Origin of the sequence: Streptomyces sp. NPDC002669 (genome assembly GCF_042889165.1) — a bacterium.
Classification (GTDB): Bacteria; Actinomycetota; Actinomycetes; order Streptomycetales; family Streptomycetaceae; genus Streptomyces.
This window is the reverse complement of sequence record NZ_JBIAQQ010000006.1, coordinates 198,918-220,583: the sequence shown is the minus strand read 5'-3', so window position 1 is coordinate 220,583 and position 21,666 is coordinate 198,918. Positions and strand designations below refer to the sequence as shown.

At 70.9% G+C, this 21,666-nt stretch carries 20 protein-coding genes and 1 tRNA gene; 1 reads left to right on the top strand and 20 read right to left on the bottom strand.

The genetic code is table 11. The annotated features are described in order from the left end of the window. Positions 1-83 precede the first annotated feature (83 nt). The 20 genes from ACFYW1_RS12015 to ACFYW1_RS11920 form a co-directional block, all read right to left on the bottom strand. Positions 84-899, bottom strand: a complete 816-nt coding sequence (locus ACFYW1_RS12015; RefSeq protein WP_388990530.1) for a F0F1 ATP synthase subunit delta — start codon at positions 897-899, stop codon at positions 84-86. Continuing rightward, complete coding sequence (locus ACFYW1_RS12010; protein WP_388990528.1) at positions 896-1,441, bottom strand: F0F1 ATP synthase subunit B; 546 nt, start codon at positions 1,439-1,441, stop codon at positions 896-898. Before ACFYW1_RS12010 ends, ACFYW1_RS12015 begins: the two co-directional genes overlap by 4 nt. Before the next feature lie 38 nt (positions 1,442-1,479). Continuing rightward, entirely contained in the window at positions 1,480-1,713 is a 234-nt protein-coding gene (locus tag ACFYW1_RS12005; RefSeq protein WP_072483720.1) for a F0F1 ATP synthase subunit C, read from the bottom strand. Positions 1,714-1,785: 72 nt separating this feature from the next. After that, entirely contained in the window at positions 1,786-2,622 is an 837-nt protein-coding gene (gene atpB / locus ACFYW1_RS12000) for a F0F1 ATP synthase subunit A (RefSeq protein WP_388990788.1), read from the bottom strand. A gap of 210 nt (positions 2,623-2,832) precedes the next feature. Beyond that, positions 2,833-3,270 (bottom strand): hypothetical protein, encoded by a 438-nt coding sequence (locus ACFYW1_RS11995; protein ID WP_388990526.1) that lies wholly within the window; start codon positions 3,268-3,270, stop codon positions 2,833-2,835. 263 nt (positions 3,271-3,533) lie between these two features. Next, positions 3,534-4,925: an MraY family glycosyltransferase gene (locus ACFYW1_RS11990; protein WP_388990524.1), complete on the bottom strand. Its 1,392-nt coding sequence runs from the start codon at positions 4,923-4,925 to the stop codon at positions 3,534-3,536. A 164-nt stretch (positions 4,926-5,089) separates the two neighbouring features. Further along, complete coding sequence (glyA, locus tag ACFYW1_RS11985; RefSeq protein WP_388990522.1) at positions 5,090-6,355, bottom strand: serine hydroxymethyltransferase; 1,266 nt, start codon at positions 6,353-6,355, stop codon at positions 5,090-5,092. A 242-nt stretch (positions 6,356-6,597) separates the two neighbouring features. Further along, positions 6,598-7,239, bottom strand: a complete 642-nt coding sequence (locus ACFYW1_RS11980) for a protein-tyrosine-phosphatase (protein WP_148839229.1) — start codon at positions 7,237-7,239, stop codon at positions 6,598-6,600. Next, positions 7,236-7,883, bottom strand: coding sequence for an L-threonylcarbamoyladenylate synthase (locus ACFYW1_RS11975; protein ID WP_388990519.1), 648 nt, complete (start codon positions 7,881-7,883; stop codon positions 7,236-7,238). The genes ACFYW1_RS11980 and ACFYW1_RS11975 overlap by 4 nt, the downstream gene beginning before the upstream one ends. A 64-nt stretch (positions 7,884-7,947) precedes the next feature. Continuing rightward, positions 7,948-8,793 (bottom strand): peptide chain release factor N(5)-glutamine methyltransferase, encoded by an 846-nt coding sequence (gene prmC, locus ACFYW1_RS11970; protein WP_388990517.1) that lies wholly within the window; start codon positions 8,791-8,793, stop codon positions 7,948-7,950. 40 nt (positions 8,794-8,833) lie between these two features. After that, a complete protein-coding gene (gene prfA / locus ACFYW1_RS11965; RefSeq protein WP_388990515.1) occupies positions 8,834-9,910 on the bottom strand; it encodes a peptide chain release factor 1 in 1,077 nt (358 codons plus the stop codon). Positions 9,911-10,061: 151 nt separating this feature from the next. Further along, positions 10,062-10,286 (bottom strand): 50S ribosomal protein L31, encoded by a 225-nt coding sequence (gene rpmE / locus ACFYW1_RS11960; RefSeq protein ID WP_351204959.1) that lies wholly within the window; start codon positions 10,284-10,286, stop codon positions 10,062-10,064. Positions 10,287-10,495: 209 nt separating this feature from the next. Then, positions 10,496-11,599, bottom strand: coding sequence for an LCP family protein (locus tag ACFYW1_RS11955; RefSeq protein ID WP_388990512.1), 1,104 nt, complete (start codon positions 11,597-11,599; stop codon positions 10,496-10,498). A 398-nt stretch (positions 11,600-11,997) separates the two neighbouring features. Then, positions 11,998-13,995, bottom strand: coding sequence for a transcription termination factor Rho (gene rho / locus ACFYW1_RS11950; protein ID WP_388990510.1), 1,998 nt, complete (start codon positions 13,993-13,995; stop codon positions 11,998-12,000). Positions 13,996-14,379: 384 nt separating this feature from the next. After that, a complete protein-coding gene (gene thrB / locus ACFYW1_RS11945; protein WP_388990508.1) occupies positions 14,380-15,297 on the bottom strand; it encodes a homoserine kinase in 918 nt (305 codons plus the stop codon). A gap of 542 nt (positions 15,298-15,839) precedes the next feature. Further along, entirely contained in the window at positions 15,840-16,910 is a 1,071-nt protein-coding gene (gene thrC, locus ACFYW1_RS11940) for a threonine synthase (protein WP_388990506.1), read from the bottom strand. A 6-nt stretch (positions 16,911-16,916) separates the two neighbouring features. Then, on the bottom strand, positions 16,917-18,245 hold the full coding sequence (locus ACFYW1_RS11935) for a homoserine dehydrogenase (RefSeq protein ID WP_388990504.1): 1,329 nt from the start codon (positions 18,243-18,245) through the stop codon (positions 16,917-16,919). Positions 18,246-18,340: 95 nt separating this feature from the next. After that, positions 18,341-19,732 carry a diaminopimelate decarboxylase gene (gene lysA / locus ACFYW1_RS11930; RefSeq protein WP_384218681.1) on the bottom strand — a complete coding sequence of 464 codons (1,392 nt, stop codon included), beginning with the start codon at positions 19,730-19,732 and terminating at the stop codon, positions 18,341-18,343. 26 nt (positions 19,733-19,758) lie between these two features. Then, entirely contained in the window at positions 19,759-20,757 is a 999-nt protein-coding gene (gene nrtL, locus ACFYW1_RS11925; RefSeq protein WP_388990501.1) for an ArgS-related anticodon-binding protein NrtL, read from the bottom strand. 55 nt (positions 20,758-20,812) lie between these two features. Then, positions 20,813-21,247, bottom strand: a complete 435-nt coding sequence (locus ACFYW1_RS11920) for a response regulator (RefSeq protein ID WP_388990499.1) — start codon at positions 21,245-21,247, stop codon at positions 20,813-20,815. A 231-nt stretch (positions 21,248-21,478) separates the two neighbouring features. Here ACFYW1_RS11920 and ACFYW1_RS11915 point away from each other — a divergent pair. Then, positions 21,479-21,550, top strand: a tRNA-Arg gene (locus ACFYW1_RS11915). The last annotated feature ends 116 nt before the right edge of the window (positions 21,551-21,666 follow it).

Sequence of the window (21,666 nt, the reverse complement as noted above, 5' to 3'; positions counted from 1 at the left end):
GGCCGACCCCCAGGAATCTTCTGCAATTTCTGCACGGCCCAACCGGGCCGCTGGTCTTGCTCTGTCTTTGCTTGCTGCGGCGGTCAGCCGGCCATGCGACGGGTCGCCTCTTCGAGACGCTCCGCGATGGTGCCGTCGATGACCTCGTCGCCGACCCGCACCGCGATCCCGCCGAGGACCGTGGGGTCCACGTCGAGGTTCAGGTGCATCGGGCGGCCGTAGATCTTCGTCAGCGCGGCGCCGAGGCGCTGCTTCTGCCGATCGCTCAGCGGCACCGCCGAGGTGACCACCGCGACCATGCGTTCCCGGCGCTCCGCGGCGAGCTTGGAGAGGGACTCGAGTCCCGCTTCCAGGCTACGTCCACGCGGCTGGGTGACGAGGCGGACGATGACGCGCTCGGTGGCGGGCCGCGCCTTGCCGCCGAGCAGGCTGTGCAGCAGCTGCCCCTTTGCGGCGGTGGACGCGGACCGGTCGGTGAGCGCGGCGCGGAGCTCCTTGTCGGAGGCCACGATCCGGCCGAACCGGAACAGCTCGTCCTCGACGTCGTCGAGTTCACCGCTGCGCTGGGCGGCCGTGAGGTCGGCGAGGTTCGCCAGCTCCTCGACCGAGTCGACCAGGTCGCGCGACTGCGACCAGCGGGAGCGGACCATGCCGGAGACCAGGTCGACGGTCTCGCCGCCCACCTGCCCGCCCAGCAGTCGTCCTGCCAGCTCCGCCTTGGCCTCGCCGGCCTGCGACGGGTCGGTCAGGACCCGCCGCAGCGACACCTCGCGCTGGAGCAGCGCCGTGACGGCGGCCAGCTCCTCGGCGAGCTTCGCCGCGTCGACCGACGTGTTGTCGGTCAGCGCGTCGAGACGCTCACGTGCGGCAGCCAGTGCCTCGCGGCTCGAGCCGTTCATCGGACGGCCTCGGCCTTCGCCTCGAGCTCGTCGAGGAAACGGTCCACGGTGCCGCTCTGCCGGGCGTGGTCCTCGAGGGACTCGCCGACGAGCTTGCCGGCCAGGTCGGTGGCGAGCTTGCCCACGTCCTGACGCAGCGCGGCGGCCGCGGCCTTGCGGTCGGCCTCGATCTGGGCGTGGCCGGCAGCGATGATCTCCTCGCGCTGCCGCTGGCCTTCCGCCCGCATCTCCTGCAGGATCACGGCGCCCTGCTCCTGTGCCTCCTGGCGCAGGCGCGCGGCCTCGTGACGGGCCTCGGCGAGCTGAGCCTTGTACTGCTCGAGCACGCTCTGGGCCTCGGTCTGGGCCGCATCGGCCTTCTCAATACCGCCTTCGATTGCATCGCGGCGCTCTTCCAGAACCTTGTTGATGTTCGGGAGGAGCTTCTTGGCGAGGAAACCGAAGACGATGACAAAGGCGATGAGGCCGATGACGAGCTCGGGGATCGGCGGGACGAGCGGGTTTTCCGCTCCCTCCGATGCGAGCTGAACCAGGTGGTTCACATCAGTGCCTTCCGTCGAATGGGCTGTTCGCGACCAGGTCAGGAGGTCGGGTAAACGAACGGCATGACCAGACCGATCAGGGCGAGCGCCTCACAGAAGGCGAAGCCGAGGATCTGGTTGGCGCGGATCAGGCCGGCAGCCTCGGGCTGACGGGCGAGGGCCTGGGTGCCGTTACCGAAGATGATGCCGACGCCGACGCCGGGGCCGATGGCGGACAGGCCATAGCCGACGGAGCTGAGGGAACCGGTGACGGCGGCAAGGGTCTGGGACATGCCAGTTCTTCCTTCTCTTTCACGGACCGGCGGGGGTTGGCCACCGGACGACTGGGGGTAGGGCAGGCGCGATCAGTGGTGCTCGGCGACAGCGCCCTGGATGTAGGTGCACGCCAGGAGCACGAAGACGTACGCCTGAACGGCCTGGATGAAGAGCTCGAAAGCCGTCATCACGATGACCATCACGAACGACACACCCGCGTAGGCGATACCGATGCCGTTGAGCAGGTACCAGCTGGCGATGGTGAAGAGCAGCAGCAGCGTGTGACCCGCGAACATGTTCGCGAAGAGTCGGACCGCGTGCGTGAAGGGACGGACCAGGGTGTTCGAGAAGAACTCGATGACCATGATCAGCGGCAGGACCGGGCCGAGCGACTTGTCGTAGCCGGTCAGGTTCTTGAAGCCGCCGACGAAGCCGTGCCGCTTGAAGGTGAGGCTCATCCAGAGGATGTAGACGATCAGCGCCAGGGCGGCCGGGTACGCGATGATCGACGTCACCGGGAACTGGGCGAGCGGGATGATCGACCAGAGGTTCATCATCCACACGAAGAAGAAGATCGAGACCATCAGCGGGACGTACTTCTCGCCCTCGCGCTTGCCGAGCGTCTCGTAGACGATGCCGCGGCGGACGAAGTCGTAGCCGGCCTCGGCCACCATCTGCAGCTTGCCCGGGACGATCTTCGGCTTACGGAAGGCGGCCCAGAAGAAACCGACGATGATGACCGTACCGAGGAGCGCCAGCAGCATCGTCTTGTTGAAGTAGACGTTGCTGTTCGCGTCACCGAAGATCGGCTCGAACAGGAAAGAGTGCAAGCCGGGACCCGGGAAACCACAACCGTCGAAGATGTGGCAATCGGTCTCGAAGGCGAGCACCTGTGTCGGGTCAGCACTCACCGCGGGCTCCTTCAGCGTGGCGCATAGGTACGGCAACCTCGTTGTGTCGGCGCGGCGCACAGCCGCGGTTCGGCACTGGACTGGTGTTACGGATGTGTGAGCGGCAGTCAGGCATTGAGCCTCGCGATCGAGCAGGCGTCAGCTCACATGCCCGCGCCCGCAGTGCCGCAGTTGGAACCGGACGATAGCAGGGTCTTGAACCCTCACTTATCCCGCCCCTACCCTTCACGACTTCGAGCCCGTGTTCTTGGGCTTTTCCGCATTGTCGGACTCGGGTTCGACGTAAAGGATCTTGGCCTTCATGTGCGCGCGCGTCTGCGCGCCGATCCACACGAGGGTCAGTGCGACCAGAGTGATCGCGAACGCCTTCGGGTTGAACATCGTCGTGTCCTTGAAGGCGGCGACGAAGACGAACAACAGCAGAAGTTGCGTCGTGTAGAGCATCAGGCCCATTGCCTGGAACAGCTGGGGCAGGGACCGCGCGGTCCGCTGCAGGACCACCAGGCCGATCCCCATGAAGAGGACCACGACGAGCGTCGCGACGAGCGCGCCGATGGCTCCCTTGCCGCCCGCGACACCAGCGCTGACAGCGACGGCGACGGCGCCGGCGACAGCGGTGGGTACGGCGGTCTGGAGGAGAGTCCGGGCGTCGTTGGACGGCATGGCGGCAGCTCCGCTTGCAGGGGGTGGGCAGGGTGTCGTCATGGACGATCGTAGGCCCGGTCCGAGTCGATGCCTCGGGCCGATGGACCGCGCTACTACAAGTCCTTCGGCTCCGTCACCGGGCTTCGTGAACGGTATCACAAACTATTTGATGAGGTCTTTACCAAGAAAGTGTGCTCACAGTCACACGTGAGAGTGAATTCGCGCATGTGAGCAAGACAACTCGACGGCTTGCCTGGTATTGCCCTCTGATGACCGAATCATCAACGTGCGGATTCAGCCTTGCCTCTGTCCGAAAAACGAGTTCGATCGCCGATCGCGGTCGCTCCGTTGACGCCGGAAACGCCCACCACGACCGGGCTCCGCTCCGCCGGCGCCGGCTCCTCGCCCTGCCCCATCTCGCCCGCCACGGCCCCCTGTTGGGCCTCGGAGGCCGCTGGCAGGGGGGCCTGGGGATCGCTGTCTCCCCCGCGGCGCCGACGGCGGTAACGGGGCGGCAGGAAGCGTTCCGCCCAGTACGGCGCCTTGGGCGTGAAGCGGGGCATCAGCAGCAGTACGAGGCCCAGCGCGCTCAGCCCCATGACCACCAGGACGATCCACAGCGACGTCGAATGCACCGAATAACCGACCGTCCCGAAGGCGATCAGGGCCGACCAGAAGTACATGATCAGCACCGACCGGCTGTGCGAGTGGCCGATCTCCAGCAGCCGGTGGTGCAGATGGCCGCGGTCCGCGGCGAACGGCGACTGCCCGTTCCAGGTACGGCGCACGATCGCCAGCACCAGGTCCGCGGCCGGGATCGCGATGACCGTCAGCGGCAGCAGCAGCGGGATGAAGACCGGCAGCATCGCGTGCGTGCTCTCGCGCTCACCGCCCGCGAAGAGCTTCATCGTGTCCGGGTCGACCTGCCCCGTGATGGAGATCGCCCCGGCCGCCAGCACCAGGCCGATCAGCATCGAGCCCGAGTCGCCCATGAAGATCCGGGCCGGGTGCATGTTGTGCGGCAGGAAGCCCAGGCACATGCCCATCAGGATCGCCGTGAAGAGCGTCGCCGGGGCCGCGGCCTCGATCGTGTGCCCGTACCAGAGCCGGTACGTGTACAGGAAGAACGCGGCGGCCGCGATGCAGACGGTGCCGGCCGCGAGGCCGTCCAGCCCGTCGACGAAGTTGACCGCGTTGATGGTGATGACGACCAGGGCGACCGTGAGCAGCGTGCCCTGCCACTGGGTGAGCGCGACGGTGCCGACGCCGGGGATCGGCAGCCACAGGATCGTCAGACCCTGGATGACCATGACCGCGGCGGCGATCATCTGGGCGCCGAGCTTGATCAGGGCGTCTATCTCGAACTTGTCGTCCAGCACCCCGATCAGCCAGATCAGCGCGGCCCCGGAGAGCAGCGCCCGCGGTTCGTTGGAGAGCTGGAAAACCCAGTCGAGGTTGTGGAGGTGGGCCGCGACGATCAGCCCGGCGCACAGCCCGCCGAACATGGCGATGCCGCCGAGTCTCGGTGTCGGTTCCCGGTGGACGTCACGCGCACGGATCGCGGGCATCGCCCCGATCGCGATGGCGAACTTGCGCACCGGGCCGGTCAGCAGGTAGGTCACCGCAGCCGTGACACAGAGCGTCAGCAGGTAATCACGCACGGGCTGCCCCATAGATTTCGCCGGCCATCTCAGCCCACACCTTAGACCGTCCGGCGGTTGCGGACGGCCGCGCTGCGTCGGCCTCACGGATGAGGACACGGAGACCGGGCCGAACGGTTGCAGGGAGGCCGACCAGCGGGTTTCCGGACGGACCCGGTCCGTCCGGACGGACCGCCCTACCCCGGGTAGGGCGGATGCCTGCCGACCAGTTCCCGCACCTCGTCACGGACGTCGCCCTCCTGCCGCACCGCCGTTCCGAGGAGCACCGCGAGCCGTGCCATGTCGGTCTCGTCCATGCCCTGGGTGGTGACGGCCGCGGTCCCGAGCCGGATGCCGCGGGCGTCCCCGTAGGGCAGCGCGCAGGTGTCCAGCACCACACCCGCCGCCGCCAGCCGGGTGCGGGCGCCCGGCCCGTCGACGCCCAGCGGGGCCGGGTCGGCGACGATCAGATGGGTGTCCGTGCCACCGGTGGTGATCTCGAAGCCCTCCGCCGCCAGGCCGGCCGCCAGCACCCGCGCCCGTTCCACCACCTGGTGGGCGTACGCCGTGAACGCCGGGGTGGCCGCCTCCCCGAACGCGACGGCCTTCGCGGCGATCGTGTGCATCTGCGCGCCGCCCTGGGTGAACGGGAAGACCGCCCGGTCGATCCGCTCGGCCAGCTCCGCCCCGCACAGGATCATCCCGCCGCGCGGCCCGCGCAGCACCTTGTGCGTGGTCGCGCAGACCACATCGGCGTACGGCACCGGGCTCGGCGCCGCTCCCCCGGCGATCAGCCCCATCGGGTGCGCGGAGTCGGCGATCAGGTACGCGCCCACCTCGTCGGCGATCTCCCGGAACAGGGCGTAATCGGGATGGCGGGGGTAGGAGATCGAACCGCTCACGATCGCCTTGGGCCGGTGCGTACGGGCCAGGGCGCGCACCTGCGCGTAGTCGATCAGGCCGCTCTCGGAGTCGACGCCGTAGCCGACGAACTCGAACCAGCGGCCGGAGAAGTTGGCGGGCGAGCCGTGGGTGAGGTGTCCGCCGTACGGGAGCCCCATCGCGAGCACCGTGTCGCCGGGGCGCAGCAGGGCGGCGTAGGCGGCGAGGACCGCGGAGGAGCCGGAGTGCGCCTGGACGTTGGCGTGCTCGGCGCCGAAGAGGGCGGTGGCCCGGCGGCAGGCGATGCGTTCGGCGGCATCGGCCTGTTCGCAGCCGCCGTGGTGGCGGGCACCGGGGTAGCCCTCGGCGTACTTGTTGGCGAGCGGCGAGCCGAGGGCGGCGAGGACCGCGGGGGAGGTGAAGTTCTCGGCGGCGGTCAGCTGGAGGGTGTCCGACTGCCGGTGCAGCTCCCCCAGCAGCACGTCGGCGATCTCCGGGTCCTCCCGGAGCAGGGCCTCGAAGTCCTGCGGCAGGACGGTCCCGGGGGCGGAGGAGGGTGCGGCGGGAGTGGTGACCGGCATCGGGGAACTCCGGACCTGGAGAGGGGTGCGCTGGCGTCAGCTCCAATGTAGGCCCGTGACGGCCCTCCTGCCCGCTGTGCGGCGCCGCCGTCCCTCCGACGGCCCTGGGTACCCGGCCGGTGCGTACGGCCGCCGGAGTGGCGCGGACGGGGCGTCACGGGGGCGGGCCGGGGCGGTGCGGGGGTGTGGTCGGGTACGGCGCGGCGGCCCTCCGCCGCGGGTGCGGCGCGGGGGCGGGCGCGTCAGTGGTGTGCGGGAACGCCCGTCAGCGCGGTGACCACCGGGTCGAGTGCCTGGTTGATCTCGTCGCCGATGGACCGGAAGAAGGTGATCGGGGCCCCGTACGGGTCGTACACCTCGTCCGCCTCGGCGGTGGGGGCCAGCAGCCAGCCGCGCAGCGCGGCGGCGGCGCGGACCAGCGCGCGGGCGCGCTCGACGACGCCCTCGTCCCGCGGGTCCGGCAGGGTGGCGGGGTCTATCGCCCGGACCAGCCGGGTGAACTCCTTGAGCGTGAAGGTGCGCAGGCCCGCCGAGTGCCCCATCGAGATCACCTGGGCGCGGTGGTCACGGGTGGCGGTGAGCACCAGGTCGGCGCGGATCACGTGCTCGTCGAGGAGTTCCCGGCCGACGAAGCCGGCCGGGTCGGCGCCGAAGTCGGCGAGGACGGTCTCCGCGTTGGCCTCCATGGGTGCCCCCTCGTGCCCCCAGGTGCCCGCGCTCTCCACGATCAGCCCGCCGCCGAGCGGATCGCCGAGGCGGTCCACCAGGGCGTGCCGGGTCAGCCGCTCGGTGATCGGTGAGCGGCAGACGTTGCCGGTGCTGACGTGGAGGATGCGGAAGGTGTCGGCCCGCCCCGTTATGCCACGCCCCTCAGGGGCGGTCAATTCGCCACCTCGAGGTCGGGTACCACCTTGCGGAGTTCCTCGACGGAGAGCGCGCCGGCCCTCAGCAGCACGGGGACCTTGCCGGTCACGTCGACGATCGACGACGGCACGATGCCGGGCGTCGGGCCGCCGTCCAGGTAGACGGAGACGGAGTCCCCGAGCATCTCCTGGGCCGCGTCGCAGTCCTCGGGGGCCGGGTGGCCGGTGAGGTTGGCGCTGGAGACGCCCATCGGGCCGACCTCGGTGAGCAGCTCGATGGCGACCGGGTGCAGCGGCATCCGGACGGCGACGGTGCCGCGGGTGTCACCGAGGTCCCACTGGAGCGACGGCTGGTGCTTGGCGACGAGCGTGAGGGCGCCGGGCCAGAAGGCGTCGACGAGCTCCCATGCCTGCTCGGAGAAGTCGGTGACCAGGCCGTGCAGGGTGTTCGGGGAGCCGATCAGGACCGGGGTGGGCATGTTGCGGCCGCGTCCCTTGGCGTCCAGCAGGTCGGCGATGCCCTCGGAGCTGAAGGCGTCCGCGCCGATGCCGTACACGGTGTCGGTGGGCAGCACGACCAGTTCGCCGCGGCGGACCGCCGACGCCGCCTCGCGCAGGCCCGTCTTGCGGTCGGTCGCGTCGTTGCAGTCGTATCGCCGTGCCATCAGCCGGCCTCCTCAAGCGTGTACGGGTATGACGGGTACGGGCCGGACGCGCGGTGGTCCCCGGTCACGGCATGGCCTTGCGGGCCGTGGCGAACCTCGGCCGGTTGTTCAGGTCGGGGTGGTCGGCGGCGTCCGCCCAGCCCCGTTCCTCGGTGAAGATCCACGGCACCTGGCCGCCCTGGGTGTCGGCGTGCTCGATGACGACGAGTCCGCCGGGACGCAGCAGGCGGTGCGCGGTGCGCTCGATGCCGCGGATGGTGTCGAGGCCGTCCTCGCCGGAGAACAGGGCCATCTCCGGGTCGTGGTCGCGGGCCTCGGGCGCCACGTACTCCCACTCGGTGAGCGGGATGTACGGCGGGTTGGAGATGACCAGGTCGACCTGGCCGTCGAGCTCGGGCAGGGCGGTCAGCGCGTCCCCCTGGTGGACGGTGACCCTGGACCCCTCGGCGTTCTTCCGGGTCCACTTCAGGGCGTCGTCGGAGAGCTCGACCGCGTGCACGCGCGAGCGCGGCACCTCCTGGGCCATGGCCAGGGCGATGGCGCCCGAGCCGCTGCAGAGGTCGACGACGACCGGTTCGACGACGTCCATCGCGCGCACGGCGTCTATCGCCCAGCCGACGACCGACTCGGTCTCCGGGCGCGGCACGAAGACGCCGGGTCCGACCTGGAGTTCCAGGTAGCGGAAGAAGGCGCGGCCGGTGATGTGCTGGAGCGGTTCGCGGGCCTCGCGGCGGGCGATGGCCTCCCAGTAACGGGCGTCGAAGTCCGCGTCCGGCACCCGGTGCAGCTCGCCCCGATTGACGCCGTGCACGAACGCGGCGAGTTCCTCCGCGTCGAATCGCGGCGAGGGCACACCGGCGTCGGCCAGCCGCTGGGTGGCCTGGGCCACCTCGGCGAGCAGCAGGTTCATCGCGGTTCTCCGTACGGTGTTACGGGCGGGGCTGGCTGGTTTACGCGGCTGCGAGCTTGGCGGCCGAGTCGGCGTCGACGCATGCCTGGATCACGGCGTCCAGGTCGCCGTCGAGCACCTGGTCCAAGTTGTACGCCTTGAAGCCGACGCGGTGGTCCGAGATCCGGTTTTCCGGGAAGTTGTACGTACGGATCTTCTCGGAACGGTCGACCGTGCGCACCTGGCTGCGACGTACGTCCGAGGCTTCCTGCTCGGCGGCCTCCTGCGCGGCGGCGAGCAGCCGCGAACGCAGGATGCGCATGGCCTGCTCCTTGTTCTGGAGCTGGCTCTTCTCGTTCTGGCAGGAGGCGACGACGCCGGTCGGCAGGTGGGTGATGCGGACCGCGGAGTCGGTGGTGTTGACGGACTGGCCGCCGGGGCCCGAGGAGCGGTAGACGTCGATGCGCAGGTCGTTGGCGTGGATCTCGACGTCGACCTCCTCCGCCTCGGGCGTGACGAGGACACCGGCGGCGGAGGTGTGGATGCGGCCCTGGGACTCGGTGGAGGGCACCCGCTGCACGCGGTGCACCCCGCCCTCGTACTTCAGCCGGGCCCACACGCCCTGGCCGGGCTCGGTGGCGCCGTTGCCGCCCTTGGTCTTGACGGCGACCTGGACGTCCTTGTAGCCGCCCAGCTCGGACTCGGTGGAGTCGATGATCTCGGTCTTCCAGCCGACGCGCTCGGCGTAGCGCAGGTACATGCGCAGCAGGTCGCCGGCGAACAGGGCGGACTCGTCGCCGCCCGCGCCCGCCTTGATCTCCAGGAGCACGTCCTTGTCGTCGCTGGGGTCGCGCGGGACCAGGAGGAGGCGGAGCTTCTCGGTGAGCTCCTCGCGCTGCTTCTCCAGCTCCTTGACCTCGGCGGCGAAGTCGGGGTCGTCGGCGGCCAGCTCGCGGGCCGTCTCGATGTCGTCGCCGGTCTGCTTCCAGGAGCGGTACGTCGCGACGATCGGGGTGAGCTCCGCGTAGCGCTTGTTGAGCTTGCGCGCGTTTGCCTGGTCGGCGTGGACCGCCGGGTCCGCGAGCTGCTTCTCCAGATCGGTCTGCTCGCCGATCAGTTCCTCGACCGCCTCGAACATCTTCGGGCTCCTGGTTCCTTCATTCTGCGTGCCTGCTGGACGGCGTGGTGCCGGCCGGGCGGGGACGTGGTGGGTCCCGCGCCCCCGGCCGGAAAAAACGCCGGTCCCGATGCCCCCGGAAGAGGGCACCGAGAACCGGCGCAGTGGCTCGCTACTTGCTGGCGGAGCCGGCAGCCTTGCCGAAGCGGGCCTCGAAGCGGGCCACGCGGCCACCGGTGTCGAGGATCTTCTGCTTGCCCGTGTAGAACGGGTGGCACTCGGAGCAGACGTCGGCGCGGATGCTGCCGCCGCCGATGGTGCTCCGGGTGGTGAACGACGCGCCACAGGTGCAGCTGACCTGCGTCTCGACGTACTCGGGGTGGATGTCGCGCTTCAAGGGTTTCTCCTAGGTTCGGGAGGGCGCCGGGTCGCACGCGCGGATTGCACGTCCGTGAACCGGGGCCGACGTACCAGTCTGCCAGGACCGGCCGTATCTCCCAAAACCGGGGGCGGTCCGCAACTATTCCCGGCTTGTCCGGTCATCGTTCCCGGGCCGCGCGACCGCCCGCCCCGGCCCGTCCGGCCGTCCGCTCCCGGGGTCCGGGGTCACCGGACGACGCCGCCCGCGACGCCCTTGTCGCCCGCCGACCCCTTGGTGGCGGAGGCGGGGATCGCCCGGTCCGCCTTCAGCGCCGCCCACACCTGCCGGGCGGACTTCTCCAGCGGCACGACGCGGTTCGGGTCGGCCGGGTCGTACTGCACGGGCAGGGTCACCATGTGGACGTTCTTCGGGGCGAGGCCCTTGAGCCCGTTGGCGAAGGAGGTGAGCTCCCCGACCGAGCCGAGGTCGGAGTCGGTGGTGACGGCCTTGGTCGCGGTGTCCGCGAGGCCGAACAGCTTCTGCGGGTTCGAGAACACCCCGACGCTCCTGACCTGCTCCATCAGCGCCTTGACGAACGCCTGCTGGAGCTGGATGCGGCCGAGGTCGCTGCCGTCGCCGACGCTCTTGCGGGTACGGACGAGGCCGAGCGCCTGTTCGCCGTCCAGGGTGTGGGTGCCCGGTTCGAGGTTCAGGTGGCTCTTGGGGTCGTCGATCGCCCGGGTGGTGGTGAGCTCCACCCCGCCCAGCTCGTCGATGAGCTTCTTGAAGCCGGTGAAGTCGACTTCGAGGTAGTGGTCCATGCGGATGCCGGACATCGACTCGACGGTCTTGACCGCGCAGGCCGGGCCGCCGACCTCGTACGCCGTGTTGAACATCGCGCGCCGCTCACCGGCGACGGGCTGCCCCGTGGTGTCGCTGGTGCACTCGGGGCGGGTGATGAGGGTGTCGCGCGGGATGGAGACGACGGAGGCCGTTTCGTGGCCCTTGTTGATGTGCAGGACCATCGCGGTGTCGGAGCGTGCCGTGCCCTCGTCGGCGCCGTACGCGGAGTTGGCCCCGGACCGGGAGTCGGAGCCGAGCACGAGGATGTCCTGGGAGCCGTCGTCGACGTCGTCGGGGCGGTCCTTGCCGAGCGCCGCGTTGATGTCGACGGCCTTGAGGTTGCCGTTGAGCGTGACGTAGGCGTATCCGAGCCCGGCGCCGCCGAGGACCACGACGCCGGCCAGGCTCCAGGCCCCGATCACCGTCGCCCTGCGGCGACGGGAGGGCTTCTTCCGGCGCTTGCCGGTGGGACGTATTCGCCCGCCGCTCCCGCTCTGCTCGGCCATCCCTCTCCCTCGCTCGTCGGCGTCCGCCGGGGCCGCGCGGCCCCGGCCGCCGGACGGGTTCGCGCCGACGGCGCGCCCCGGTCACCTTTTCGCCGTCTTTGGCGACTTGTCGGTACTTGGTACGACGCGGCGGTACGAAGAAGGGTTGCACAGCCGACTGTTGGGTCCGTGTGAGGAAACACGGAGCGGTCGACACCGGTGGACAGCCGGTGACACCCCGCTCACCTGCGGTTTCTCGCCCTCTGTGGGCATCGCTGCGGCGTCCGGCGCGACGGCCGCCGTGTGGCGAAGGTCTCGGGCCGGCCGACGGGGCCGGTACGCGGAACGGGGCCGCCCCCGTCACCGAAGTGACGGGGGCGGCCCCGCGGTTCGACCGGTCCGACCGGTCCGCTGCGACGTCAGTCGTTGCCGTTGCCCGGCGCCGGCGTCGTCTTCTGGATCTGGAGCAGGAACTCCGCGTTGGACTGGGTCTTCTTCATCCGGTCCAGGAGGAGCTCGATCGCCTGCTGCTGGTCGAGCGCGTGCAGCACCCGGCGCAGCTTCCAGACGATCGCCAACTCCTCGCCGCCCAGCAGGATTTCCTCCTTGCGGGTGCTGGACGCGTCGACGTCCACCGCCGGGAAGATGCGCTTGTCCGAGAGCTTCCGGTCGAGCTTGAGCTCCATGTTGCCGGTGCCCTTGAACTCCTCGAAGATCACCTCGTCCATGCGCGAGCCGGTCTCGACGAGCGCGGTGGCCAGGATGGTCAGCGAGCCGCCGTCCTCGATGTTGCGCGCCGCACCGAAGAAGCGCTTCGGCGGGTACAGCGCGGTCGAGTCGACACCACCGGACAGGATGCGGCCGGAGGCGGGGGCGGCGAGGTTGTACGCGCGTCCCAGACGGGTGATCGAGTCCAGCAGGACGACCACGTCGTGACCCAGCTCGACGAGGCGCTTGGCGCGCTCGATGGCCAGCTCGGCGACGGTGGTGTGGTCCTCGGCGGGCCGGTCGAAGGTGGAGGAGATGACCTCGCCCTTCACCGACCGCTGCATGTCGGTGACCTCTTCCGGACGCTCGTCGACCAGGACGACCATCAGGTGGCACTCGGGGCTGTTGACCGTGATCGCGTTGGCGATCGCCTGCAGGATCATGGTCTTGCCGGTCTTCGGCGGGGCCACGATCAGACCGCGCTGGCCCTTGCCGATCGGGGCGACCAGGTCGATGATCCGCGTCGTCAGGACGTTGGAGTCGGTCTCCAGACGGAGCCGGTCCTGCGGGTAGAGCGGCGTCAGCTTCTGGAACTCCGGGCGGCCGCGGCCGCTTTCGGGCGCCATGCCGTTCACCGAGTCCAGACGCACCAGGGCGTTGAACTTCTCGCGGCGCTCGCCGTCCTTGGGCTGGCGCACCGCACCGGTGACGTGGTCGCCCTTGCGCAGGCCGTTCTTGCGGACCTGGGCGAGCGAGACGTACACGTCGTTCGGGCCCGGCAGGTAGCCGGAGGTCCGGATGAACGCGTAGTTGTCGAGGATGTCCAGGATGCCCGCGACGGGGATCAGGACGTCGTCGTCCGAGACCGCGACCTCGCCCGCGAAGTCGTCACGGCCCCGACGGCCGCGGCGGTCGCGGTAGCGGCCCCGGCGGCCGCGCCGGCCGCCCGCCTCGTCGTCGTAGCCGTCGTCCTGCGGGCCGCTGCCCTGCTGGCCCTGGCCCTGGCCCTGGCGCTGCTGGCGCTGGCCGCCCTGCTGGCCCTGGTCGTCGCCCTTGCCCCGGCGGTCGCGCTGCCGGTCGCGGCGATCCCCGCGCTCGCCGCGCTCCTGGCGGTCGCCGCGCTGGCCGCGCTCCTGGCGGTCGCCGCGACGGCCCTCGGCCGTGTCGGCGGCGGCCTCGGCGCGCTCCTCGCCCTTCGGCTCGGCCGGCGCCTCCGTCTTGGCCTCGGCGGGCTTGCTCTCCGCCTTGGTCTCCGGGCTGCCCGCCTGCGCGGTCGCACGGCGCCGACGGCGCTCGCCCGCGGGCTGGTCGTCGCTGGCCGGCTGGCCGGGGATGTCGATCTGCTGCTGGGCCGCGGCCTTCTCGGCGGGCGCTGCGGCGGAGTCGTCCCCGGTGCGCGCCTTGGAGGTGGTCCGGCGCTTCGGCTTGGTCTCGGCCTCCGCGGCGGGCGCGGCGGTCTTGGGCGCGGCGGAGCTACCGGCCTGCGCCTCCTTGATGACCTCGATCAACTGGCCCTTGCGCATCCGCGCAGTGCCCTTGATACCGAGGCCGGACGCGACCTGCTGCAGCTCGGCCAGGACCATGCCGTCAAGGCCGGTGCCGGAGCGGCGGCGCCGTGTGGTGGTGCCAGTGGCAGCACCTTCGGCGGGCGCGGCACTGTCGACGCTCTTGTCGGCAGTCACGCCCATCAGATCGGTGGTGTCGCTCACGAAGGGTCCTTCCCTGGAGCGGACGTCGGCCTTCTGGCTCGGCGACCGGTTGTGCTGTCCGACTGCGGTCTTTTTCTTGCGGACCGTGCCGGGGCGGTGGTCCGCCGGGTACGGCGGAGAGATGAAGGTGTGCAAGGGCCCGGCGCGAGGTCCCCCTGCTCGGCCCACTCCTGGACGAGCGAGGGGTGTCGTGCCGGTTCCGGAGCGTGCACGAAACTGCTCAGGCAGGCTGCTCAGGCAGTTGGGGAGGCTCCCGGAAGAATTGGTGGTCCCGGAAAGGGACACGAAGCAACGCGCCACATAGACGTCGGTTGCAGACTTGAGGTTAACACTACCGGCTCCAACAAACATTCCCCCTCTCACTCACCGGCAATCACTTCTCGGCTACGGGGCGAGCGGCAGCACACTCGCGCCCGGGGCGTCGAGGGCGAGACGGTTGGCCGCCCACCCCTCGCCCGCCAGCTGTGCGACCTTGTCGGCCGCACCGTCCTCGGCCAGTGCGAGCACCGTCGGCCCGGCACCGGAGATGACCGCGGGAACGCCCTCGGCGCGCAGTCGGTTCACGAGCTCCACGCTCTGCGGCATCGCCGGGGTGCGGTACTCCTGGTGAAGCCGGTCCTCGGTGGCGGTGAGCAGCAGCTCGGGCCGCCTGGTCAGGGCCTCGACGAGGAGTGCGGCCCGGCCGGCGTTGAAGGCGGCGTCGACGTGCGGGACCGTGCGCGGGAGCAGTCCGCGGGCGGTCTCGGTCAGGACCGGCTCACTGGGCACGAAAACCACCGGAACGATGGATTCTGCGGGGTCCATCCTGATCGCGCGCGCCGATCCGCCGTCCATCCACGCGAGGGTGAAGCCGCCGAGCAGGCAGGCCGCGACGTTGTCGGGGTGGCCCTCGATCTCGGTGGCGAGCTCCAGTAGCGCGGCCTCGTCGAGCCGGGTGTCGGCGCCGGTCGTCACGGCGCGGGCGGCGACGATCCCGGCACAGATGGCGGCCGAGGAGGAGCCCAGGCCGCGCCCGTGCGGGATGCGGTTGGCGCAGACGATTTCCAGGCCGCGGGGCTGTCCGCCGAGCAGGTCGAAGGCCGTGCGCAGGGAGCGCACGAGGAGGTGCCTCTCGTCGCGGGGCAGCGTGTCGGCGCCCTCGCCCGCGATGTCGATGTGCAGTCCGGAGTCGGCGACGCGTACGACGACGTCGTCGTAGAGCCCCAGCGACAGGCCGAAGGCGTCGAAACCCGGGCCCAGGTTGGCGCTGGTCGCGGGGACGCGCACCCGGACGGCGGCGGCTCGGAAGGCAGGACCGGCCATCGGTTGGACGACTCTCCTTGTGAGGCGGCGGGGGTGGTGAAGCGATTTCTCTGTCGGCGGGGGCCGTGGCGGCGGGGAGTGGAATTCCGGGGAACCCGACGGTCGCAACGGCCCTTGTACCGCGGCAGATGCGGCGGTACGGCTTGAGTACAGCTTATCGAAGGAAGGTTCTGTGGCGACATAGGGCGCACAGGAGGCGCACGATGCGTGTCGCACGCCTCCTATGCGCTCTCCGTCCCGAAAAGGGCGGTTGAGCTGGGTTCTTGCTCACCGGGGAACGGCTTTCCGGCAACGGTGTACGGCGTTTTCCGGCCGGTGCGCCGGGCTTTGCGGAGCGGTTCCGCGGGACCTTCGCCGGGCAGGTCCGCCGGGGCCCTTCCTCGCGGCTTTCCGGCGCCCGGAACGGGTTTTCCCGCTTTCTTCGGTGGCGCCCGGCCGGTTTTCCCGCCGGCCGGCCGCCCCGGCCCGCCGCGAACGGCTGCCGGGGGCTCCCCCGGGTCCGGCCGGCCGGAAAGGACCGCACCGGCCGGACCCGAAGGGTCCTACGCGAGGCCCAGTTTCTCGGCGGCGGTGGCCGCGTCGACGGGGACCGTGACCGGCTGCGGGGCGCCCGCGACGGCCCAGTCGGGGTCCTTGAGGCCGTTTCCGGTGACCGTGCAGACGATCTTCTGGCCCGGGTCGACCTTGCCCTCCTCGGCGGCCTTCAGCAGACCGGCCACGGACGCGGCCGACGCGGGCTCGACGAAGACGCCCTCCTGCGAGGCCAACAGCCGGTAGGCGGACAGAATCTGGCGGTCCGTCACCTCATCGATGAAACCGCCCGATTCATCCCTGGCGTTCAGTGCGTACTGCCAGGAGGCCGGGTTGCCGATCCGGATCGCGGTGGCGACGGTCGACGGGTCCTTGACGATCTCGCCGCGGACGATGGGCGCGGAGCCGGACGCCTGGAAGCCCCACATGCGCGGGGTGTGCGTGGACACGCCGTCCCCGGCGTACTCCTTGTAGCCCTTCCAGTAGGCGGTGATGTTGCCCGCGTTGCCGACCGGGAGGACGTGGATGTCCGGGGCGTCGCCGAGCGCGTCGACGATCTCGAACGCGGCGGTCTTCTGACCCTCGATGCGGACCGGGTTGACCGAATTGACCAGCGCCACCGGGTAGTTGTCCGAGAGCGAGCGGGCCAGCGTCAGGCAGTCGTCGAAATTGCCGTCCACCTGGAGGATCTTGGCGCCGTGCACGAGCGCCTGCCCCATCTTGCCGAGCGCGATCTTGCCCTGCGGCACGAGGACCGCGCAGACCATGCCGGCCCGTACCGCGTACGCGGCGGCGGAGGCGGAGGTGTTGCCGGTGGAGGCGCAGATGACCGCCTTCGCGCCCTCCTCCTTGGCCCGGGTGATGGCCATCGTCATGCCGCGGTCCTTGAAGGACCCGGTGGGGTTGGCGCCCTCGACCTTGAGGTGCACCTCGCAGCCCGTGCGCTCGGAGAGGACCTGAGCGGGGACGAGCGGCGTACCGCCCTCACGGAGCGTGACGACCGGCGTCGTGCTCGTGACCGGAAGGCGGTCCCGGTACTCCTCGATGATGCCGCGCCACTGGTGGGTGCCCTTGCTGGTCATGGGTCCTTACTCCCCTTCAACACGCATGATGCTGGCGACACCGCGCACGGTGTCGAGCCCGCGCAGCGCTTCGACGGTCGCCGAGAGGGCGGCGTCGGCCGCGCGGTGGGTGACGACGACGAGGGAGGCCTCGCCGCCCTGTCCGGCGCCGGCCTCGTCGCCGCCGCTCGGATTCCTGCCCTGCTGACGGACGGTATCGATCGATACGCCCTGTTCGGCGAAGACCGTCGCCACCTGGGCGAGCACGCCAGGCTTGTCGGCCACGTCGAGACTGATGTGGTACCGCGTGACGACGTCGCCCATGGGGCTCACCGGCAGTCGGGTGTACGCGGAGTCACCGGGGCCGGTGGCCTCGTTGAGCTTGTTGCGGCAGACCGCGACCAGGTCGCCGAGGACCGCGGACGCGGTGGGCGAGCCGCCGGCGCCGGGGCCGTAGAACATGAGCTGTCCGGCCGCCTCGGCCTCGACGAAGACCGCGTTGTACGCCTCGCGCACGGAGGCCAGCGGGTGGCTCAGCGGGATCATCGCGGGGTGCACGCGGGCGGTGACGGAGTTCCCGTCGGCGGCGCGCTCGCAGATCGCGAGGAGCTTGACGGTGCAGCCCATGCGGCGGGCGGAGACGATGTCGGCGGCGGTGACCTCGGTGATGCCCTCGCGGTGCACGTCACCGATCCTGACCCGGGTGTGGAAGGCGATCCCGGCGAGGATGGCGGCCTTGGCGGCGGCGTCGAAGCCCTCGACGTCGGCGGTCGGGTCGGCCTCGGCGTAACCGAGCGCGGTGGCCTCGTCGAGCGCCTCGGAGTATCCGGCCCCGCTGGTGTCCATCCGGTCGAGGATGAAGTTGGTGGTGCCGTTCACGATGCCGAGGACCCGGTTGACCTTGTCGCCGGCGAGGGACTCGCGCAGCGGCCGGACGAGCGGGATGGCGCCGGCGACGGCGGCCTCGTAGTAGAGGTCCCGCCCGTACTGCTCGGCGGCGGCGTGCAGGGCCGCGCCGTCCTCGGCGAGCAGCGCCTTGTTCGCGGAGACGACGCTCGCGCCGTGTTCGAAAGCGGTGGTGATGAGGGCGCGGGCGGGCTCGATGCCCCCGATGACCTCGATGACGACGTCGATGTCGCCCCGTTTGACCAGGGCCGTGGCATCGGTGGTGATCAGTGCGGGGTCGATGCCCTCGCGCACCTTGGAGGGCCGGCGCACGGCGACCCCGGCGAGCTCGACCGGGGCGCCGATGCGCGCGGCGAGGTCGTCGGCGTGCGTCGTCATGATGCGCGCCACCTCTGAGCCGACCACTCCACAGCCCAGCAGCGCCACCTTCAGCGGACGCGTACGCATCATCCGACCTCGTTTCCTTTACATCCGATGTGTGGACCAGTCTCACTCACCGGACGGGGGTTTCTGTCACTCGTCCGGATCCTGAGACATCTATTTCATCAGCCGACATCGAGACGCAGGAGATCTTCCTCCGTCTCGCGCCGGACGATCACTCGCGCCGCTCCGTCGTGCACGGCGACGACGGGCGGACGCAGGGCGTGGTTGTAGTTGCTCGCCATCGAGCGGCAGTACGCGCCGGTGGCGGGCACCGCGATCAGGTCGCCGGGGGCGATGTCGGACGGCAGGAACGCGTCCTTGACCACGATGTCGCCGCTCTCGCAGTGCTTGCCGACGACGCGGACGAGCATCGGCTCGGCGTCGGAGGTGCGCGAGGCGAGCGCGACGGTGTACTCGGCGTCGTACAGCGCGGTGCGGATGTTGTCCGACATGCCGCCGTCGACGCTGACGTACGTGCGCAGCCCCTCCAGGGGCTTGACGGTGCCGACCTCGTACAGCGTGAAGGCGGTCGGTCCGACGATGGCGCGGCCCGGCTCGACGGAGATCCGCGGGGTGGCGAGCCCGGCGGCCTCGCACTCGCGGGTCACGATGTCGCCGAGCGCCTTGGCGATCTCGTGCGGCTCGCGCGGGTCGTCCTCGGAGGTGTACGCGATGCCGAGGCCACCGCCCAGGTCGATCTCGGGCAGTTCCACGCCGTGCTCGTCGCGCACCTCGGCGAGCAGCTGCACCACGCGCCGGGCGGAGACCTCGAAGCCGGCCATGTCGAAGATCTGCGAGCCGATGTGCGAGTGGATGCCGATGAGTTCGAGCCCGTCGAGGGTGAGCGCCCGGCGCACCGCCTCGGCGGCCTGTCCCCCGGCCAGCGCGATGCCGAACTTCTGGTCCTCGTGCGCGGTGGCGATGAACTCGTGGGTGTGTGCCTCGACGCCGACGGTGACGCGGATCTGGACGCGCTGCCGCCTGCCGAGCCGCTGCGCGATGTGCGAGACCCGGGCGATCTCCTGGAAGGAGTCGAGCACAATGCGCCCGACGCCGACGGTGACGGCCCGCTCGATCTCCTCGACGGTCTTGTTGTTGCCGTGGAAGGCGATGCGCTCGGCGGGCATCCCGGCGTCCAGGGCGCAGGTCAGTTCCCCGCCGGAGCAGACGTCGAGGTTGAGTCCTTCTTCCTTCAGCCAGCGCACGACGGCGCGCGACAGGAACGCCTTGCCCGCGTAGAAGACGTCGGCGTCCCGTCCGAAGGCGTCGGCCCAGGCCCGGCAGCGGGCCCGGAAGTCGCTCTCGTCGAGGACGTAGGCGGGGGTGCCGAACTCCTCGGCCAGCCGGGTCACCCCGATCCCGCCGACGGTGACCGCGCCGTCCTCGTCCCGGGTGACGGTACGGGCCCAGACCTTCGGGTCCAGGGCGTTGAGGTCGGCGGGCGGGGCCGTGTAGTGGCCCTCCGTCATGACGTCGGCGTGGCGGGGACCGGCGGGGTGTGCGGATCGGCTCATCGTGTTGCTCTGCTCTCTCGGGTCTCTCAGAGGACTTCGGGTGCGCTGACGCCGAGCAGGGACAGGCCACCGGCCAGCACCGTCCCGGCGGCTTCGGCGAGGGCGAGCCGGGAACGGTGGGCGGCCGAGGGTTTCTCGTCACCGACGGGGAGCGGCGAGGCGCTGTCGTGGAAGTCGAAGAAGGCCGCCGCGACGGCCTCCAGCTGCCGGGCGACCCGGTCCGGCTCGCGGTGCCGGGCGGCGGCGGCGAGCACGTCGGGGTGGTCGGCGAGCAGCGCGCCGAGCGCGGGCGCGTCCACGTCCTGCTCGTACGCGGCGTCGAACCCGAGCCGGTGGGCGTTGCCGCTCAGCGCGCGGGTCCGGGCGTACGCGTAGCGCACCCGGAAGAGCGGGTTGCCCTCCTGCTGCACGAGCAGTTCCGTGCCCCCCGTGCCCCGGGGCCGGTCGTGCGGGGCGGCCCGCAGCAGCGCCCAGCGCGCGGCGTCGGTCCCGAGCCGCTCGAAGAGGTCGCGGTCGGCGGCGGGCACCGGCACCACGTGCAGCGCCTCCCCGTCCGCGGTCCGCTCCCCCACCGTCGCCCCCCGGGCCCCGAGCAGTCGCTCGACGGTGTCGGTGACGACCCGGGCACGGAGTTCCTCGACGGGGGCGAACGAGACGGAGGTGCCGGCGAGGGCGTCCCCGTGCCCGTAGCCGGTGCCGCGCTCCCGGATGGTCCGGACGAGCGGTCCGAGCCCGCGCGCGGCGGCCGGCAGGGTGAAGTTCAGGAAGCCGGGTCCGGTGACCTCGACGCCCGCGATGCCCGGCGCCTCCCGGATCCGCTCCCGGAGGATCTCGGCCACGGCCCTGGCGGGCAGCTCGGCGGGTCCGGCCAGCTGGAGCGCGACGGCGCAGGCGTAGTCCCCGCGCCCGCCGGGCCTGGTCCGCTCCACCCGCACGCGCGCGGGGACGGGCGCGCGCAGGGCGTTCTCGTCGACCGCGCGGCGTACGGCGCGCAGCACGGTCCTGGAGAGGTCGGCGGGGGTCACGGGACAAGCGTATGGGAGAAAGGGGGGCACATCGCGACCCCGTTTCGCCATGCGGTCACCCCGCGGCGCTCTCCGCGCGCCCGGCCCCGCGCCTGCCGTCGCACGACGAGGGCGCCTCCCGGTCCGCCAGCCGCCGCACGAGCCGTACCAGCTCGCTCGGCTCGAAGGGCTTCGCCAGGAACGCGTCGACGCCCGCGGCGACCCCGCTGTCCACCTCGTAGGGCGTGCAGGCGCTGATGATCGCCACGGGCAGATGTCTGGTCCGCGGGTCGGAGCGCAATCTGGTGGCGGTCTGCAGACCGTCCAGCCGGGGCATGACGACATCGAGCGTGATCACATCGGGAAGGACCCGATGCACCAGATCCAGACACTCGACACCATCGGCCGCGGTCACGACCTCGAAGCCCTCAAGCTCGAGATTGACCCTGATCAACTGCCGGATGACCTTGTTGTCGTCGACAACAAGCACGCGGCCACACGCCCCTGACACACTCCGAGAGTAGGGGCGCCCCCGTGGCTGCGTCCGGGTTTTACCCACTTCCGCCCCCGGACGGGTGGCGCGAGGCGTTGGCCGGATGCATCCGGCGCACACCGCACGCCCCCTCCCCGGCCCTCCGCCGGGTCCCCTCGGCACCGTTCCCGACGGCCCGGAAATACCTGTTCACGGACACCCTCCGGAAGCTGGTAGTGTTTCACCCGTCGCCGAGCAACACAGCGATACGCCCCCGTAGCTCAGGGGATAGAGCATCGGCCTCCGGAGCCGTGTGCGCAGGTTCGAATCCTGCCGGGGGCACCTTGCAAAAGGTGCCGAACAGGCCCTCTGATCAGGCGACAAGCCCGATCGGAGGGCCTTTCTCATGCCCTCGTGCCCGCTTCCACCCGGGTGCCCCCCCCTGGCGTCCACCGGCC

Coding starts and splice junctions, on each gene's coding strand:
- ACFYW1_RS12015 (WP_388990530.1), bottom strand. CDS start 899: ATGAACGGCTCGAGCCGCGAGGCACTGGCTGCCGCACGTGAGCGTCTC.
- ACFYW1_RS12005 (WP_072483720.1), bottom strand. CDS start 1,713: ATGTCCCAGACCCTTGCCGCCGTCACCGGTTCCCTCAGCTCCGTCGGC.
- ACFYW1_RS11995 (WP_388990526.1), bottom strand. CDS start 3,270: ATGCCGTCCAACGACGCCCGGACTCTCCTCCAGACCGCCGTACCCACC.
- ACFYW1_RS11990 (WP_388990524.1), bottom strand. CDS start 4,925: ATGGGGCAGCCCGTGCGTGATTACCTGCTGACGCTCTGTGTCACGGCT.
- glyA (WP_388990522.1), bottom strand. CDS start 6,355: ATGCCGGTCACCACTCCCGCCGCACCCTCCTCCGCCCCCGGGACCGTC.
- ACFYW1_RS11975 (WP_388990519.1), bottom strand. CDS start 7,883: ATGGCACGGCGATACGACTGCAACGACGCGACCGACCGCAAGACGGGC.
- prmC (WP_388990517.1), bottom strand. CDS start 8,793: ATGAACCTGCTGCTCGCCGAGGTGGCCCAGGCCACCCAGCGGCTGGCC.
- prfA (WP_388990515.1), bottom strand. CDS start 9,910: ATGTTCGAGGCGGTCGAGGAACTGATCGGCGAGCAGACCGATCTGGAG.
- ACFYW1_RS11955 (WP_388990512.1), bottom strand. CDS start 11,599: ATGGCCGAGCAGAGCGGGAGCGGCGGGCGAATACGTCCCACCGGCAAG.
- thrB (WP_388990508.1), bottom strand. CDS start 15,297: ATGGCCGGTCCTGCCTTCCGAGCCGCCGCCGTCCGGGTGCGCGTCCCC.
- thrC (WP_388990506.1), bottom strand. CDS start 16,910: ATGACCAGCAAGGGCACCCACCAGTGGCGCGGCATCATCGAGGAGTAC.
- ACFYW1_RS11935 (WP_388990504.1), bottom strand. CDS start 18,245: ATGATGCGTACGCGTCCGCTGAAGGTGGCGCTGCTGGGCTGTGGAGTG.
- lysA (WP_384218681.1), bottom strand. CDS start 19,732: ATGAGCCGATCCGCACACCCCGCCGGTCCCCGCCACGCCGACGTCATG.